The following is a 13,875-nucleotide window of genomic DNA, read 5'->3' on the forward strand; positions in this document are numbered from 1 at the left end:
CGACTATTTCGGAGTTTCTGACGCCGGGACCAGACCCGCCGCCACTGCGCGCAGCCTATACAGCGCCCGGTAATAAGTATATACTTAATCATTCCCAGCGGAGGCTGCTCATGGCGAGGGACGTCATCACCCCGATCACCCAGGCGCTGGCCGAGGGCAAGCTGACCCGGGCCGAATTGCGCGCCTTGATGACACGGTCCGACGTGGCGGCGTTCCGGCATCTGGCGGGCTGGCTTTTGCTGCTGCTTGCGACCGGCACGCTGGTCTGGCTCAGCCTTGGCACTTTGTGGATGCTGCCCGCGATGTTCGTCCATGGCGTGGTTCTGGTCCACCACTTCTCGCTCCAGCATGAATGCGTGCACTACACGGTCTTCCGCACCCGTAAGTTCAACGACTATGCCGGCGTGGTCTGCGGCTGGATCATCGGTCTGCCGCACCAGTTCTTCCGTTATGAACATTGTGACCACCACACATACACCCAGCTTCACGGCGAAGACCCCGAGATGGTTGAACTGCCGAAGTCGATCTGGGGCTATCTCTGGTACCTATCGGCCATCCCCTATTGGCGTGCGAAGCTGTCTGAGATCTCCCACCATGCGCTTGGCCGATTGAACGAGACGGAAAAGCGTTTCGTGCCGAAAGTGGCGGAGGCGACATTGGTGCGCGAGGCGCGGGTAATGGTTGCGGTTTATGCCCTGATCGCGGTCGCGATGGTCGTCTTTCAGTGGTGGGCGCCCCTTTGGTTCTGGCTGATCCCGCTGATCCTTGGCGAACCGGTGATGCGCTTTGTGCGGATGACTGAACATGTCGGTCGCCCCACAGTGTCGGCGATGCGGGTCAACACCCGGACCAACCTTGTTTCGCGACCCATGCGGTTCCTCTGTTGGAACATGAACTACCATGCAGAACATCACTATGCGTCCTCTGTGCCGTTCCACTCGCTGCCGCGCCTGCATGAAAAGTTGCGCGACCATATCCATGTCGAACCGGGCGGCTATCTGGGCGCGCATCGCGACATCCTCGCCCAGATCTTCGGCCGCAAGCCGCGTGCGGATGATGGCGTGGTTGCCGGGCAATGAAGGATGACACGGGCTGGCAGGACCTGATCGCCGTCGAATTGCTGGAACCGGGTTGGGTGACGGAAGCGAGCCTCGGGGCGCGTCGCCTCGCCGTTTACGATACGCCGACCGGGGTCCATGTTTCGCTCGCGCTTTGCAATCACGGCGGGGCCAACCTGTGTGACGGATATTTCGACGGCCATGTCATCGAATGCCCGCTGCATCAGGGCGCCTTCGACGTGCGCGACGGACGCCCGGTCAGCGCGCCTGCGACGCGACCGATGAAGGTGTTCGATACGCGGGTCGAGAACGGAATGATTCAGATCAGGGTCTGACGGGCAAGGAACGGATTTTGACAAAACCCCTCTACAAGGCCGTGAAAACCACCCTGCTGGAACGGATCCGGTCGGGCGATCTGGCCTTTGGCGATCCGCTGCCGAATGACGCCGACCTCGCCGAAGAGTTCGGCTGCGCCCGGCTTACGGTTCATCGCGCCATGCGCGAGCTTGCGGATGAAGGCTATGTCGAACGCCGCAGACGCGCGGGCACACGGGTCGCCACCCGCGCCAGCAGGGGCGTTCAATTGTCGATCGCACGGGTGGATGAGGAGATATTCGCCCGGCACGCCGTCTACCGCTACGAACGTCTGTTACGCGAGAAAGCAGCCCCCCCGGCGGCGGTTGCTACCGCTTTCGCTTTCAATGCCGGACAGAAGGCGCTGCACATCCGGTGCCGGCACTGGGCCGATGACCGGGTTTTTCAACTGGAAGACCGCTGGATCAACATCGACGCTGTACCCGAGGCGGCTGAAAAGGCGTTCCTGCATTATGGGCCGAACCACTGGCTTCTGGAGCACGTACCATTCTCCGAGGTCCGCCACGATATCAGTGCTGTCTGCGCAAATGCCGCCGATGCGGCAGTTCTGGAGGTAGCGGCAGGTCATGCCCTGCTTCGGCTCCGCCGCATGACCATGTCGACTTCTGGCTGCATCACGGTTGCCGAGCTCAAGCATCCCGGCGAATTGTTCAGCCTGTGCTCTGATCCTCACCCCGCCTGACCGGGCGATGAAGCGAGGCTTCGCGCTGCAGCCAATCGCGAAACTCGCGGATCTCGCGCACCTCCAGCGATTTCGGCGGGCAGACAAACCAGTAGGAAAATTTCGACCGGGCGACGTGGGGAAGCGGCGCGACGAGTGTGCCGGAGGCAAGTGCGTCGGCAACAAGCGGTTCCCGGCCGAGCGCCACGCCTGCGCCCTGGATCGCGGCCTGAACCGACAGGTTTGATTGTCCGAAACGCCTGATCCGGTTCGGGCGCGGCAGTGTCTGCCCGGTTTCATCCGCCCAGAAGTCCCAGGTTGGCGGCCGGGCCCGCGCAGGTCCGTGGACATCGACAAGCAGGGTGTGACCCGCCAGATCTGCGGTGGTCGCTACCCCCTGCCCCGTAGTCAGAAGCGTCGGCGCGCAGACCGGAAACACGCTCTCACCCATAAGCCGTTCGGCGTGGAATCCCGTTGGTTTCGAAGCGGCATAGCGGATCGCCACATCGACGCCGCCGGTTTCGAACACTTCGATGCCGGTCTGGGTCCAGATCGACACAGGGATATCCGGATGGTCCTGATCGAAATTGATCAGGCGGGGAAAGAGCCAGTTGACCGCGAACCCCGGCGGGCACGCGACATTGACCGTCGGGTTGGACCGGCGGGTGGCGCGGAGCTGATCGACCACAGCGGTGATCCGGCCAAGGCCGTCGGAAATTGCCTCGGCCAGAAGCCGTCCGTCCGCGGTTGCCGCCGATTGCCGCGATCCGCGCACCAAGAGGGCGCGGCCGGTCCAATCCTCCAACGCTTTGACATGCTGGCTGACGGCGCTTTGCGTCATACCCAGTTCTTCTGCCGCGCGGCTGAAGCTTTTCAACCGCGAAACCGCCTCGAAAACCCGAAGGGAGGGAAAGGGAAGCGTGCGCATTGCATTAGTTTAACTAATATAAAGCATTATGCAAGCGGAATTGCCCGACCTGCCTGCCACGACCACAATGGAGCCGGGGAACAAAGGGAGGCGGGAAATGACGCTGGAAGACGGGCCGATTGACCGCGCTGCAGCCAATCTCCTGTCGCATTGCGCCGGCCTGTCAACAGGCAGCCGTCTGGTTGTCATCAGCGAGACTGAAGGCGGCGGCTACTATGACGATGGACTTGCCCCCGCAGTCGCCAGCATGGCCCGCGAACGGGGCATACGGACGACGCTCTGCTCCGTCCCGTTTCAGGAGGCGGTCGATGATCTCGACGACGAGATCGCAGAGCTAATATCCGAATCCGACTGCACGATCTTCTTCGCGCGGCTTGGCGATCAGGTCAGGTTCCGCGATCTGCGGAGCGGCAGCCGCGCGGTCGTGAGCTATGCGCTGGACATGGAGATGCTGACATCACCGTTCGGAACCGCCCATTACCATGCCTTCACCGCCCTTAAGGCGGCAATCGACGAGCACCTCGCCACCGCGCGCGAAATTCACGTCACCTGCCCCAACGGAACCGATTTCACCGGTCCCGGCCCAGGCTGGCACAAGAAACCGAAGCAGGATGTCACGATCATCCGGTTCCCGATGTCAGTCTTTGCCCCGGTTCCCGCGGCCGAGTTCACGGGCCGCGTTGCGATGGCAGGTTTCCTGATGGGCACCGGCTCTCGGTACTACGAACCCTATGGCCGCCAGCTTGCGGGCCGGTTGATCGCACATTTCACTCATGGCTCATTGACCGGTTTCAGCGGCGCGCCCGAGGCCGTAGCCGCGGCCAATGCACACTATGATGACATTGCCACGCGCTTCGGGATCGACCGCAACGTCGTGCATTCCTGGCATGCGGGCATACATCCCGGCTGCGCCTTCAATCATCCGGTCGAAAGCAATTTCCTGCGCTGGAGCGGCGGCGCCTTCGGCAATCCGCGCATCCTGCATTTCCACACCTGCGGTGCCTACGCGCCGGGTGAAATATCCTGGAACGTCCTCGATCCGACGATCCGCGTCGACGGTGTGTCGGTCTGGGAGGACGGGCGGCTCTACCCCGACCGCGTTCCGGGCGGGGCAGACATTCTGGCGCGCTATCCCTGTGCAGCGGCGGCATTCGAAAACCCCGCACGGGACGTCGGCATCAGTGAAGCGTTGCTGCGGACCTGCCATGCCTGATCTTACGGCTCGGCATCGATCACCCATCGGTCAGCGCCGCAAGAAGCGCGCGGGCATTGCCTCCCGCGATCTTTTCCTTGTCGGCGTCGTCAAGGCGTGCCGGGGAAAGGGCGCGTTCATACGGGTTGTCGTAGAAGATCGGGTAGTCGGAGCCAAGGAAGATGCGGTCGGCCCCGTAAAGACCGGCTGCCGCTTCCACAGCGCGGGGGCCGAGCGACGCGCAATCGTACCAGAGATTGCGAAGCCGGGTCGTCGGGAAAGGCGCGTCGGGATTGCGGTGGCGCGCGATCGCCTCCATCCGCTCATGGATGAATGGCAGGGTCCCGCCGAGATTGACAAGCTGGAAGCTGAGGCGGGGCCATATATCCTGAATATCGGACAGGATCAGCGTCAGGACGTTCTGCGACACCTGAGATTGCAATGCCACCGCCGACGTGCGGTACTGCACGAAGTCGTCCGGGGGCGCGGGCGGTTCCTCGCCCGCCTTCAGGCCCGGGTGCAGCATGATGTGACAGCCTGTCTCGTTCGCGGCCGACAGGACGGGGGCGAGCGTCTTTGCCTCGGCGACCGAGTTGAAGTAGTTCGACGGCAGGATGATGCCCGGCAGGCGCAACTCGCGGCGAATGCGGCGCACCTCCTGCCCCGCCAGTTCCAGATCTGCCAGAGGCAGGCCCGCAAGGCCGAAGATGCGGCCACCGGTCGAGCGGTGCAATTCAGAGAGATGGGTATTGAAACCGGCAATGGCCGGTGCGACCTCATCGGCAGGCAATACGTCAAGTCCGAGCGCCCCGGGAAAGGTCAGCAAACGGTGGGTAAGCCCCTGACCGTCCATCTGCGCAAGGCCCACGGCAATGTCGAAATAGTCCGGCTTGAACGGAAACTCACCATTCATCGCAACCATGCCCTGCGACCCGTCCGGTCGGTGGCGCAGATAGGGGCGTGCGGTCCGGGCGTGCAGCATGTCCTGAAGGCCGCCGCCGTAGAAATGGGCATGCATGTCGATGCGGTCTTTCACCAGAAGCTCCTTGCTTGTGGGGCAACAACTTCAGTACCGATAAACCAGTTGCCGTGACGCGGTTCAAACAAATCCATAGCGGGAGGATGCGATGTTCTCAGGCGAATATCCACGAAATTGCTGGTATGTGGCTGGCCGGAGCGAGGATTTCGACCAGTCGCTGAAGCCGCTTCGGCTGTTTGACGAAGAGATCGTCTTTTACCGCAAGGCCGATGGCACAGCTGTCGCGCTGGAAGATGCCTGCCCGCATAGAAAACTGCCGCTCTCCAAGGGCAAGATCGAAAACGACAGGGTGGTCTGCGGCTATCATGGGCTGACCTTCGACGGCACCGGCACCTGCGTCGCCGCACCGACACAGGAAGGCGCGATCCCGAAAAGGGCGCGGGTGACCAGCTATCCGCTGATCGAGAAATACGGCTTCGTCTGGATCTGGCCTGGAGATCGCGAAAAGGCGGATGCTTCGGACCTGATCGACATCCCGAACTACGACAATCCCAGCTGGGGCCTGACCCGGCGCGGCGCGCTCGACATCGCCTGCAACTACCTCTGGATAACGGATAATCTGCTGGACCCCAGCCATGTCGCCTGGGTTCACCTGACGTCTTTCGCCGGTGGCGGAACCGACAATGTTGCCCTTGAGATCACCGAAGGCGAGGATCGAGTCGTTGTCTGGCGCTGGATCCCGGACCGCCCGGCCGCGCCCTATTATCAGCAGTTCATCGGATTCGAAGGGCATTGTGATCGCAAGCAGCACTACGAATGCCGCGTGCCGTCGATCGCGATCAACAAGTCGATCTATACACCCGCCGGAACCGGCGGCGACGATGATGCCCTGCCCGCGACGGCCTTTGTCAATTTCTCGTACAACTTCATGACACCGGTGGATGCCGATCACACGCTCTACTTCTGGTTCCAGCACCGCAATGCGCTGGCCGATGACGAGGATGTTTCACGCCGCATGTTCGAAGGCGCAACGATGGCGTTCAATGAGGATAAGGAGGTGCTGGAAGAGGTCCATCGCGGCATGAAAGCCCCACGCTCCCCCCATCTCAATCTCGGTCTCGATGCGGGGGCGATGCGGTTCCGCAAACTGGTTGAAACCCGGATCGCCTCAGAAGCGAAATAAGAGGGTGAGATGGCGCATCAAATTGGCCGCCAAGTTAATGCGCCGGACAAAGATCTGAAATTGCGATGTTAATGAGTGGCGCACCCGACAGGATTCGAACCTGTGACCTCTGCCTTCGGAGGGCAGCACTCTATCCAGCTGAGCTACGGGTGCCTGTGGGTGGGGTATAACGGCACGCTGCCCCGCCCGCAATCGCGAATTTTGCCTTCGAACACGTGCAGTGTCAGGCAAAAAGCTCGTGGCACAACTCCAGCGCCTCGATCAATTTATCGACCTCGGCCTTGGTATTGTAGAGACCGAACGAGGCGCGGCAGGTCGCGGTGACGCCGAAGAAATCGAGAAGCGGCATCGCGCAATGGGTGCCTGCGCGCACGGCAACGCCCTTCTTGTCGAGGACGGTCGAAATGTCATGGGCGTGGGCCGCGCCTTCGAGCGTCATCGAAAAAATCGCACCCTTACCGGGTGCACTACCCTGGATGTTGAGCCAGTTCAGTCCCTTGAACCGCTGGGTCGCATAGGCCGCAAGTTCCGCCTCATGCGCCGCGATATTTTCCATACCGAGGCCCATAAGGTATTCCAGCGCCACGCCCATGCCGATCTGCTGGACGATGCCGGGCGTCCCGGCTTCGAATTTCATCGGGGGATCGTTGTAGGTAACCGTGTCGCGATACACATCGCGGATCATGTCGCCACCGCCAAGGAAGGGGCGCATTTCCTTCATCCGCTCCTTCGCGATCCAGATCGCGCCGGACCCGCTCGGCCCGTAGAGCTTGTGCCCGGTGATCGCATAGAAATCGCAGCCGATCTCGGGGATCGAGACAGGCCGATGAACCGAGCCCTGCGAACCGTCGACAAGAACCGGCACGCCCTTTTCCTTCGCCCCCCGGCAGATCGTGGCGACATCGACCAACGTGCCAGTGACATTCGACATCTGCGTCACCGCCACAAGCTTCGTCTTCGGCCCGATCGCGTCAATGACCTTCTGGGGATCGAGCGCGCCGTCTGATTCCGGCTCCACCCATTTCAGCACCACGCCCTGCCGTTCGCGCAGGAAATGCCAGGGCACGATATTGGCGTGGTGTTCCAGCACGCTCAACACGATCTCATCCCCCGCCTGCATCCGCGGCGCGGCCCAGGCATAGGACACAAGGTTGATGCCCTCGGTCGTACCGGTGGTAAAGACGATCTCTTCGGGGTCGGGCGCGTTCAGAAACCGGGCGACGATGCCGCGCACGGCTTCGTACTTGTCCGTAGCCAGGTTGGAAAGGTAGTGTAGGCCCCTGTGAACATTAGCATATTCTTTCTCATAAGCATGGGTCATCGCGTCGATCACCACGCGCGGCTTCTGGGCCGAGGCGCCGTTGTCGAGATAGACGAGCGGCTTGCCGTTTACCTCGCGCGACAGGATGGGAAAGTCGGCCCGGATCGTTTCAACATCATACATGGGCTCAGCCTTTCTCTACCGGCGGCGTGATGCCGAGAATTATCAGCACCATCGACAGGACCGTGATGATGACAAGGAAACTCACAACCATGCCGACCGCGACATAGATGAGGTTGGTGAAACCGTGCAGTGCCGCCGTGAATTGTATGAGAAGCCAGATCAAGAGGCCGATTGCCACAAAGGCTATGAGCAGGCCTACGGGCGGCACGAGGATAAGCGCGGCAAGCTGTACGGCCTGCGCCAGAACCAGCATGAATTCGAGCCAGACAATCAGCAAGAGTGCATCCGCAAAGCCGCCGGTCCCACCGAAAATTCGGCCGATCCAGGCAATTGAGGCCGCGATTGCAAGCTGGGACATAACCTGAAAAGGCACCCCGAGCACGGGATCGGCGGCAAGCGCGAAGACCGGCGGCTGATCGTCAAGTGGCAGGATAAGACCGCCGATCCGGGTTTCCAGAAGCGCCAGCACCGAAACCAGCAAGAGTCCGATCCAGCGCGCTTCTATCGGCGGGTCGAGCGCGATAAGCCGACGGGCGGCATCGCGTGGCGACCGCAGGGTTTCCATCACTAGATCGGCTACAAAGGCTGGCAGGCCGGTCATTCCCCGCCCCCGAATTCCGAGGCCCTTAGGCCTGAGAGCCAGAACCACAGGAAGACCGCAAAGACGATCACCCCGACCAGCGTCGCCTGCACTCCCGGCCCGATGAATCCCGCGACCATTCCGTGGAGCAGCATCAGCGGCGTGACTGCCAGGAGCGCCCAGAAAAGCGCGATGCGCGCGCCGAAAAAATCGCCCTGCCCGCCAAGCGCACGGGCGACGAGATGCCCGAATGCCGCAAACAGGTAAAAGGCCGGGATCATCGCCAGAACCGCAAGAAATGCCGCGACCATACGCTGGACCAGCGGCACCTCAGGCGCGTAATGCGCGGCCCGGCTGAGGCCGGGCCATTGCGCAATATAGATGACCACCAGTGCGACAATCAGATAGGTCAGCGCCCGCGCCTCATGCCGCTCACCCTGCAACAGGCGGCGCATGACGGCGCGGGGGCTGCGATAGGTCGCAACGATATCGTCGGTGACGGCCATTACTTCTTCCGGCGTGCCAGCCAGGCTTCCAGCCGCTCGACAATCTCCTCAGCCAGTCCTTCGTCTTCGATCTCCGCGATCGCGTCGGCGAGGAAAGAGAGCACCAGCAATGCCGTCGCATCCTCACGCGGCACCCCGCGCGAACGCAGATAAAAGAGCGCGGTCTCATCAATGGCGCCCGTGGTGGAGCCGTGCGAGCACTGAACATCGTCGGCATAGATTTCCAGCTCCGGCTTGGCGAGGAACTGGCTGTCCTCATCCAGAAGCAGGGACTGGCTGATCTGATAGCCGTCGGTCTTCTGCGCGCCGGGTTTCACCAGGATCTTGCCCTGAAAGACACCGGTCGCGCCGTTCTTCAGCACCTTCTTGAAGACCTGCCGACTTTCGCAGCGCTCCGCGTCATGGGTGACAAAGATCGTATCGTCGTGGTGGAACTTGCCATTGGCACCATCGCCAAGGGCGGCACCGGCGACATGGGCCACCGCATCATCGCCCACAATCTCGATAACGCATTCATTGCGCGTCATCTGGCCGTTGGCGGTGAGCGTAAAGCTCTTGAAGCTCGCATCTTCGGCCACACGGGTGAAGATATGAGTGATCGCGCGGCGTTCATGGTCGCGGCCCTGCGCGCGGACATGGTGGAACTTGCCGCCCCTGGCGATATCAACCTCCATCACCTTGTTGAACCGCGCCGCGGCCGGGCCGGTTTCGAGCACGGTGATCTCGGCCCCCGCCTCAACCTTCACGCAATGATGCAGCATCACGTCCGAGGTTTCGGAGGCGTGCCGGTAGATCAGATGCACCGGCTTTGCCGCCTGCCCCGTCACCCGGATCAGCACGCCGTCAGTTGCGGCGGCGGTGTTGAGTGCCGCCAGCGGCCGGGCGACCGGGTTTTGCCCCCGTGCCTCCAGAACCCCGTAAAGCTCCTGCGCCCAGTGGATATCCGCGCGACCCGCCTCGGCCAGCCGCGAGATTTCAACACCCGCCATGGCTGGATCGTCCGAGTCACCGTCGGAAAAGATACCATCTACGAAGACCAGTTTGACGCTGGCCACGGTGCCAAAGAGCTGGGGCTCCTTGGCATCGAACAAGGCTGCCTTCGCTGCCTCGGTCGCGATCAACGCGGCCGGGTCCGTGAATTTCCAGTATTCGTCCCGCCGGGTCGGCAGGCCCATTTCACGCAGCCGCGACAGCGCGTTCGCACGCGCCCCGGCGGTGAAGCCACCCTTGGGCAGGTCGATCGCCGCGATCCGCGCCTCAGTCGCCTCAACCCGCGTCTGATCCTTTCGCATCGGCGCCGCCATCAGGCCATCTCCGCCAGAATGTCGGCATAGCCGTTCTTTTCGACCTCAAGCGCCAGTTCCGGCCCGCCGGTCTTCACGATGCGGCCATCGGCCATGATGTGGACGACATCTGGCTGGATGTGATCGAGAAGGCGCTGGTAGTGCGTGATCACCAGAAAAGCCCGCCCCGCATCGCGCAGCGCATTCACCCCGTCCGAGACAAGTTTCATCGCATCAACATCGAGGCCGGAATCGGTTTCGTCCAGAATGCACATGCGCGGCTCCAGCACCGCCATCTGCAGAATCTCGTTGCGCTTCTTCTCGCCGCCCGAAAAGCCGACATTGACCGGACGCTTCAGCATCTCGGCGTCGATCTTCAGTGTCTTGGCCTTCTCACGCACCAGCTTCAGGAATTCGCCCGCGCTGACTTCCTCCTCGCCGCGCGCCTTGCGCTGTGCGTTCAGCGCGGTGCGCAGGAATGTCATGTTGCCGACGCCCGGGATTTCGACCGGATACTGGAAGGCAAGGAACAGGCCCGCCGCCGCCCGCTCCTCGGGCTCCATCTCCAGAAGATCCTCTCCGTCCAGCGAGGCGCCGCCCTCGGTCACGGTGTAACCATCGCGCCCCGACAGAACATAGGAAAGCGTCGATTTGCCCGAGCCGTTCGGTCCCATGATCGCATGGACCTTACCGGCCTCCACCGTCAGGTTCACGCCCTTGAGGATCTGTTTGTCCTCCTCTTCAAGTTTCACGTGCAGGTTCTTGATTTCGAGCATGTTTTGTCCTTTCAAACGGCAAAGACGGCCCAGGGGCCAAAGGCCCGGGCCGCGCAGATTTCAGATGTTGGTAGGTCTAGCCGGCGGGCGTCAGACGGTAGTCCTTGCCTTCCTCGGCCAATGCGGCGGCATAGTCCGCCGAGAAGAGTTGCGCCCAGATACCCTGCGCATTCGAAGCCACAGCGGCCTCGCCGTAATGCATCATCAGACAGCCGACGATGAGCGCCGGGAAACGCTGACGGGTGAAGAGGTGGAAAGCCACCATCAGGACTCCGGCCAGAACCAGCGCGAACAGCACCATGCCGCGCTGCTCCAGATCGTAGAATCCCTTCGGCAGCCCTTCGAGCTTTGACATGTTGAAATAGATCAAACGACCGAGCAGAACCGCCGACACACCGGACACAAAGGCAAGCGCAACCATCATCTTGTCCGCGAATGTGCGCTTCTGATGCTTGGGTCGCTGCTTGAGCACCTTGTTGAACTTCTTCTGCGTCGAATGCCCCACCAGATCGGCATGTTCGAACTGTTTTCCAGCCTCGATCCGCTTCAGGCGTTCGGCAAATGCGGTTTTCTGTCGGTCCTGTAAGGACATTCCGTGACCCCGGTCTTCTTCCCTTTGCGCGGCAGGATCGTAAAGATTCGAGGCGGAAATCAGGCACGAAAGATGCGCTTTTCGAGGCACTTAAGGCTGCTGGCCGGGTCAATGGCGACCGAAAGGCGCTTCTGTCGCCAACGGACGAACAATGACAGACCTGCGGCTCTGCGCTCATGACAAGCTCACCGCCGTGCCCGATGCCGAGACCATCAGCATGTTGTTGATCACCTCATAATCGAGGTCGACACCAACTATTGCATTGGCACCCAACAACGCCGCCCGCTCCTCCATCTCGCGCAAAGCGGTTTCGCGCGCCTTGCCCAGTTCCTGCTCATAGGCGGCCGAGCGGCCACCGACGATATCGCGGACCTGCGCGAAGAGATCGCGGAAGATATTGGCCCCAAGGATCGCTTCGCCGGTAACGATGCCGTGGTACTGGCGGATGGCTTTGCCTTCGATGGAGGGGGTTGTGGTAACGATCATCCTAGTTCTCCCTTCCCCAGCGCCATCGCCATTCGCCATCTGTCTTGGCCTTTGTCAGCCAAACGAAACCGACGGTCAGTGCGCCGCTGGAGAATGCCCAAATTACAAATTGCCCAAGTGTCGGTTCTCCGGTCTCCAGAATCGGCCTCAGTAGAAGTATCCAGACCAGAACCAGCTCGATCAGCAAAAACGCAAACGTCGCCGCCCACCCCTTCCAGTTGGCGGGCGACGCGCCGTAACCGTGGGATTTGGGCTTGAACCAACTCACCCCACGCTCCCTTCCAGTGAGATCGCCACAAGGCTCTGCGCCTCCATGGCGAACTCCATCGGCAGGGCCTGCAACACTTCCCGGCAGAAGCCGTTGACCACGAGCGCCACCGCCTCTTCCTCGTCCATCCCGCGTGAGCGGCAGTAGAACAGCTGGTCGTCGTCGACCTTCGATGTCGTCGCCTCATGCTCAACGCGGGACGAGTTGTTCTTTACCTCGATATAAGGAACCGTATGCGCCCCACACTTGTCGCCGATCAGCAGGCTGTCGCACTGAGTGTAGTTGCGCGAGTTCTTCGCCTTCGGGTGCATCGAAACCAGACCGCGATAGGTGTTCTGCGCTTTACCGGCGGAAATCCCTTTTGAAACAATGCGGGAGCGGCTGTTCTTACCAAGATGAATCATCTTGGTCCCGGTGTCCGCCTGCTGCATATTGTTGGCGATGGCGATCGAATAGAACTCGCCCTGGCTGTCATCGCCGCGCAGGATGCAGGACGGGTATTTCCAGGTGATCGCCGATCCGGTCTCAACTTGGGTCCACATCACCTTGGCCCGGTCGCCCCGGCAATCGGCGCGCTTGGTCACGAAGTTGTAGATGCCGCCCTTGCCCTCCTCGTCGCCGGGGAACCAGTTCTGCACAGTGGAATACTTCACCTCGGCATCCTCAAGAATGACGATCTCCACCACCGCCGCATGAAGCTGTGCTACGTCGCGCTTCGGCGCCGTACAGCCTTCGAGATAGCTCACATAGCTCCCCTTGTCGGCGATGATCAGCGTGCGCTCGAACTGGCCGGTATTCTCGGCATTGATGCGGAAATAGGTCGACAATTCCATCGGGCAGCGGGTGTTAGGCGGGATATAGACGAAGGAGCCGTCGGAGAAGACCGCCGAATTCAGCGTGGCAAAGAAGTTGTCGGACTGGGGCACGACCGAGCCGAGATACTTCTTCACCAGCTCCGGATGCTCGCGGATCGCCTCGGAGATGGAGCAGAAGATGACACCGGCCTTCTTCAGTTCCTCCTTGAACGTCGTGCCCACGCTGACCGAGTCGAATACCGCGTCCACAGCCACCTTGCGGGCATCGGCGGGCGCCTCGTCCGCACCTTCCACTCCGGCCAAAATCATCTGCTCTTTCAACGGGATGCCCAGCTTTTCGTAAGTGGCCAGCAGCTTCGGATCGACCTCATCCAGCGACTTCGGCTTCACATCCATGCTCTTCGGGCGGGCATAGTAATACTGCGACTGGTAGTCGATCTTGGGATAGTTGAGCATCGCCCAACGCGGCTCTTCCATCTCCTGCCAGCGGCGGAAGGCGGCCAGACGCCATTCGGTCATCCACTCAGGTTCTTCGTTTTTGGACGAGATCAGGCGCACGATATCCTCGTTCACGCCGATGGGCGCGTAGTCCATCTCGATCTCGGTTTCCCAGCCATATTTGTAGGCGCCCATGTTCTGGACCGTCTCGACCGTCTCGCGGTCCACGCCCTCGCGGACTTCCAGTTCCACCGTCTCGCCGTGAGCCATGATCTTTTCCCGTTCGTTTTCCATGTGTTCCGCGCCTTTCC

16 protein-coding genes and 1 tRNA gene are annotated in these 13,875 nt (G+C 61.4%); 5 read left to right on the forward strand and 12 right to left on the reverse strand.

Annotated features, from left to right (window positions below):
- The first annotated feature begins 110 nt into the window (after nucleotides 1-110).
- Genes QKW60_RS04915 through QKW60_RS04925 form a run of 3 tightly spaced genes read left to right on the forward strand, consistent with a single transcriptional unit; the run spans nucleotide 111 to nucleotide 2,115 of the window.
- On the forward strand, nucleotides 111-1,079 hold the full coding sequence (locus QKW60_RS04915; protein ID WP_282366952.1) for a fatty acid desaturase: 969 nt from the start codon (nucleotides 111-113) through the stop codon (nucleotides 1,077-1,079).
- Nucleotides 1,076-1,393 (forward strand): non-heme iron oxygenase ferredoxin subunit, encoded by a 318-nt coding sequence (locus QKW60_RS04920; RefSeq protein WP_282366953.1) that lies wholly within the window; start codon nucleotides 1,076-1,078, stop codon nucleotides 1,391-1,393. Before QKW60_RS04915 ends, QKW60_RS04920 begins: the two co-directional genes overlap by 4 nt.
- Nucleotides 1,394-1,410: 17 nt before the next feature.
- Nucleotides 1,411-2,115 carry a GntR family transcriptional regulator gene (locus tag QKW60_RS04925; protein WP_282366954.1) on the forward strand — a complete coding sequence of 235 codons (705 nt, stop codon included), beginning with the start codon at nucleotides 1,411-1,413 and terminating at the stop codon, nucleotides 2,113-2,115.
- Here the strand turns inward: QKW60_RS04925 and QKW60_RS04930 are convergent.
- Nucleotides 2,084-3,022 (reverse strand): LysR substrate-binding domain-containing protein, encoded by a 939-nt coding sequence (locus QKW60_RS04930; protein WP_282366955.1) that lies wholly within the window; start codon nucleotides 3,020-3,022, stop codon nucleotides 2,084-2,086. The genes QKW60_RS04925 and QKW60_RS04930 overlap by 32 nt on opposite strands.
- Before the next feature lie 97 nt (nucleotides 3,023-3,119).
- Between QKW60_RS04930 and QKW60_RS04935 the strand changes: the two genes are divergently transcribed.
- The gene (locus tag QKW60_RS04935; protein WP_282366956.1) at nucleotides 3,120-4,235 is read left to right on the forward strand and encodes a hypothetical protein; all 1,116 of its coding nucleotides are present in this window, start codon (nucleotides 3,120-3,122) and stop codon (nucleotides 4,233-4,235) included.
- Between the two features lie 19 nt (nucleotides 4,236-4,254).
- On the opposite strand, the gene QKW60_RS04940 is transcribed toward QKW60_RS04935, so the two are convergent.
- Entirely contained in the window at nucleotides 4,255-5,250 is a 996-nt protein-coding gene (locus tag QKW60_RS04940; RefSeq protein ID WP_282366957.1) for an amidohydrolase family protein, read from the reverse strand.
- 91 nt (nucleotides 5,251-5,341) lie between these two features.
- Between QKW60_RS04940 and QKW60_RS04945 the strand changes: the two genes are divergently transcribed.
- Nucleotides 5,342-6,376 (forward strand): aromatic ring-hydroxylating dioxygenase subunit alpha, encoded by a 1,035-nt coding sequence (locus QKW60_RS04945; protein WP_282366958.1) that lies wholly within the window; start codon nucleotides 5,342-5,344, stop codon nucleotides 6,374-6,376.
- Nucleotides 6,377-6,452: 76 nt separating this feature from the next.
- Here the strand turns inward: QKW60_RS04945 and QKW60_RS04950 are convergent.
- The 10 genes from QKW60_RS04950 to sufB form a co-directional block, all read right to left on the reverse strand.
- A tRNA-Arg gene (locus QKW60_RS04950) sits at nucleotides 6,453-6,529 on the reverse strand.
- Nucleotides 6,530-6,599: 70 nt separating this feature from the next.
- A complete protein-coding gene (locus tag QKW60_RS04955) occupies nucleotides 6,600-7,820 on the reverse strand; it encodes a cysteine desulfurase (protein WP_282366959.1) in 1,221 nt (406 codons plus the stop codon).
- A 4-nt stretch (nucleotides 7,821-7,824) separates the two neighbouring features.
- The gene (locus tag QKW60_RS04960) at nucleotides 7,825-8,421 is read right to left on the reverse strand and encodes a YIP1 family protein (RefSeq protein ID WP_282366960.1); all 597 of its coding nucleotides are present in this window, start codon (nucleotides 8,419-8,421) and stop codon (nucleotides 7,825-7,827) included.
- Nucleotides 8,418-8,906, reverse strand: a complete 489-nt coding sequence (locus QKW60_RS04965; RefSeq protein ID WP_282366961.1) for a Yip1 family protein — start codon at nucleotides 8,904-8,906, stop codon at nucleotides 8,418-8,420. The genes QKW60_RS04960 and QKW60_RS04965 overlap by 4 nt, the downstream gene beginning before the upstream one ends.
- Nucleotides 8,906-10,198 (reverse strand): Fe-S cluster assembly protein SufD, encoded by a 1,293-nt coding sequence (sufD, locus tag QKW60_RS04970; protein WP_419762659.1) that lies wholly within the window; start codon nucleotides 10,196-10,198, stop codon nucleotides 8,906-8,908. Before sufD ends, QKW60_RS04965 begins: the two co-directional genes overlap by 1 nt.
- Before the next feature lie 11 nt (nucleotides 10,199-10,209).
- Nucleotides 10,210-10,965, reverse strand: coding sequence for a Fe-S cluster assembly ATPase SufC (sufC, locus tag QKW60_RS04975; protein ID WP_282366963.1), 756 nt, complete (start codon nucleotides 10,963-10,965; stop codon nucleotides 10,210-10,212).
- A 76-nt stretch (nucleotides 10,966-11,041) separates the two neighbouring features.
- A complete protein-coding gene (locus QKW60_RS04980; RefSeq protein WP_282366964.1) occupies nucleotides 11,042-11,557 on the reverse strand; it encodes a hypothetical protein in 516 nt (171 codons plus the stop codon).
- Nucleotides 11,558-11,731: 174 nt separating this feature from the next.
- A complete protein-coding gene (locus tag QKW60_RS04985; RefSeq protein ID WP_282366965.1) occupies nucleotides 11,732-12,043 on the reverse strand; it encodes a heavy metal-binding domain-containing protein in 312 nt (103 codons plus the stop codon).
- Between the two features lies 1 nt (nucleotide 12,044).
- The gene (locus QKW60_RS04990; protein WP_282366966.1) at nucleotides 12,045-12,311 is read right to left on the reverse strand and encodes a hypothetical protein; all 267 of its coding nucleotides are present in this window, start codon (nucleotides 12,309-12,311) and stop codon (nucleotides 12,045-12,047) included.
- Nucleotides 12,308-13,858, reverse strand: a complete 1,551-nt coding sequence (gene sufB, locus QKW60_RS04995; protein ID WP_419762645.1) for a Fe-S cluster assembly protein SufB — start codon at nucleotides 13,856-13,858, stop codon at nucleotides 12,308-12,310. The genes QKW60_RS04990 and sufB overlap by 4 nt, the downstream gene beginning before the upstream one ends.
- Nucleotides 13,859-13,875: the final 17 nt, after the last annotated feature.

The sequence above is a fragment of the Albidovulum aestuarii genome (genome assembly GCF_029961185.1).
In the GTDB taxonomy this organism is placed as follows: domain Bacteria; phylum Pseudomonadota; class Alphaproteobacteria; order Rhodobacterales; family Rhodobacteraceae; genus Albidovulum; species Albidovulum aestuarii.

Bases quoted from the DNA above. Each gene is read 5' to 3' on its own strand.
- QKW60_RS04985 (WP_282366965.1), bottom strand. From the start codon at position 12,043: ATGATCGTTACCACAACCCCCTCCATCGAAGGCAAAGCCATCCGCCAG.
- QKW60_RS04920 (WP_282366953.1), top strand. From the start codon at position 1,076: ATGAAGGATGACACGGGCTGGCAGGACCTGATCGCCGTCGAATTGCTG.
- QKW60_RS04945 (WP_282366958.1), top strand. From the start codon at position 5,342: ATGTTCTCAGGCGAATATCCACGAAATTGCTGGTATGTGGCTGGCCGG.
- QKW60_RS04930 (WP_282366955.1), bottom strand. From the start codon at position 3,022: ATGCGCACGCTTCCCTTTCCCTCCCTTCGGGTTTTCGAGGCGGTTTCG.
- QKW60_RS04935 (WP_282366956.1), top strand. From the start codon at position 3,120: ATGACGCTGGAAGACGGGCCGATTGACCGCGCTGCAGCCAATCTCCTG.
- QKW60_RS04965 (WP_282366961.1), bottom strand. From the start codon at position 8,906: ATGGCCGTCACCGACGATATCGTTGCGACCTATCGCAGCCCCCGCGCC.
- QKW60_RS04960 (WP_282366960.1), bottom strand. From the start codon at position 8,421: ATGACCGGCCTGCCAGCCTTTGTAGCCGATCTAGTGATGGAAACCCTG.
- sufC (WP_282366963.1), bottom strand. From the start codon at position 10,965: ATGCTCGAAATCAAGAACCTGCACGTGAAACTTGAAGAGGAGGACAAA.
- QKW60_RS04955 (WP_282366959.1), bottom strand. From the start codon at position 7,820: ATGTATGATGTTGAAACGATCCGGGCCGACTTTCCCATCCTGTCGCGC.
- QKW60_RS04915 (WP_282366952.1), top strand. From the start codon at position 111: ATGGCGAGGGACGTCATCACCCCGATCACCCAGGCGCTGGCCGAGGGC.
- QKW60_RS04980 (WP_282366964.1), bottom strand. From the start codon at position 11,557: ATGTCCTTACAGGACCGACAGAAAACCGCATTTGCCGAACGCCTGAAG.
- sufD (WP_419762659.1), bottom strand. From the start codon at position 10,198: ATGCGAAAGGATCAGACGCGGGTTGAGGCGACTGAGGCGCGGATCGCG.
- sufB (WP_419762645.1), bottom strand. From the start codon at position 13,858: ATGGAAAACGAACGGGAAAAGATCATGGCTCACGGCGAGACGGTGGAA.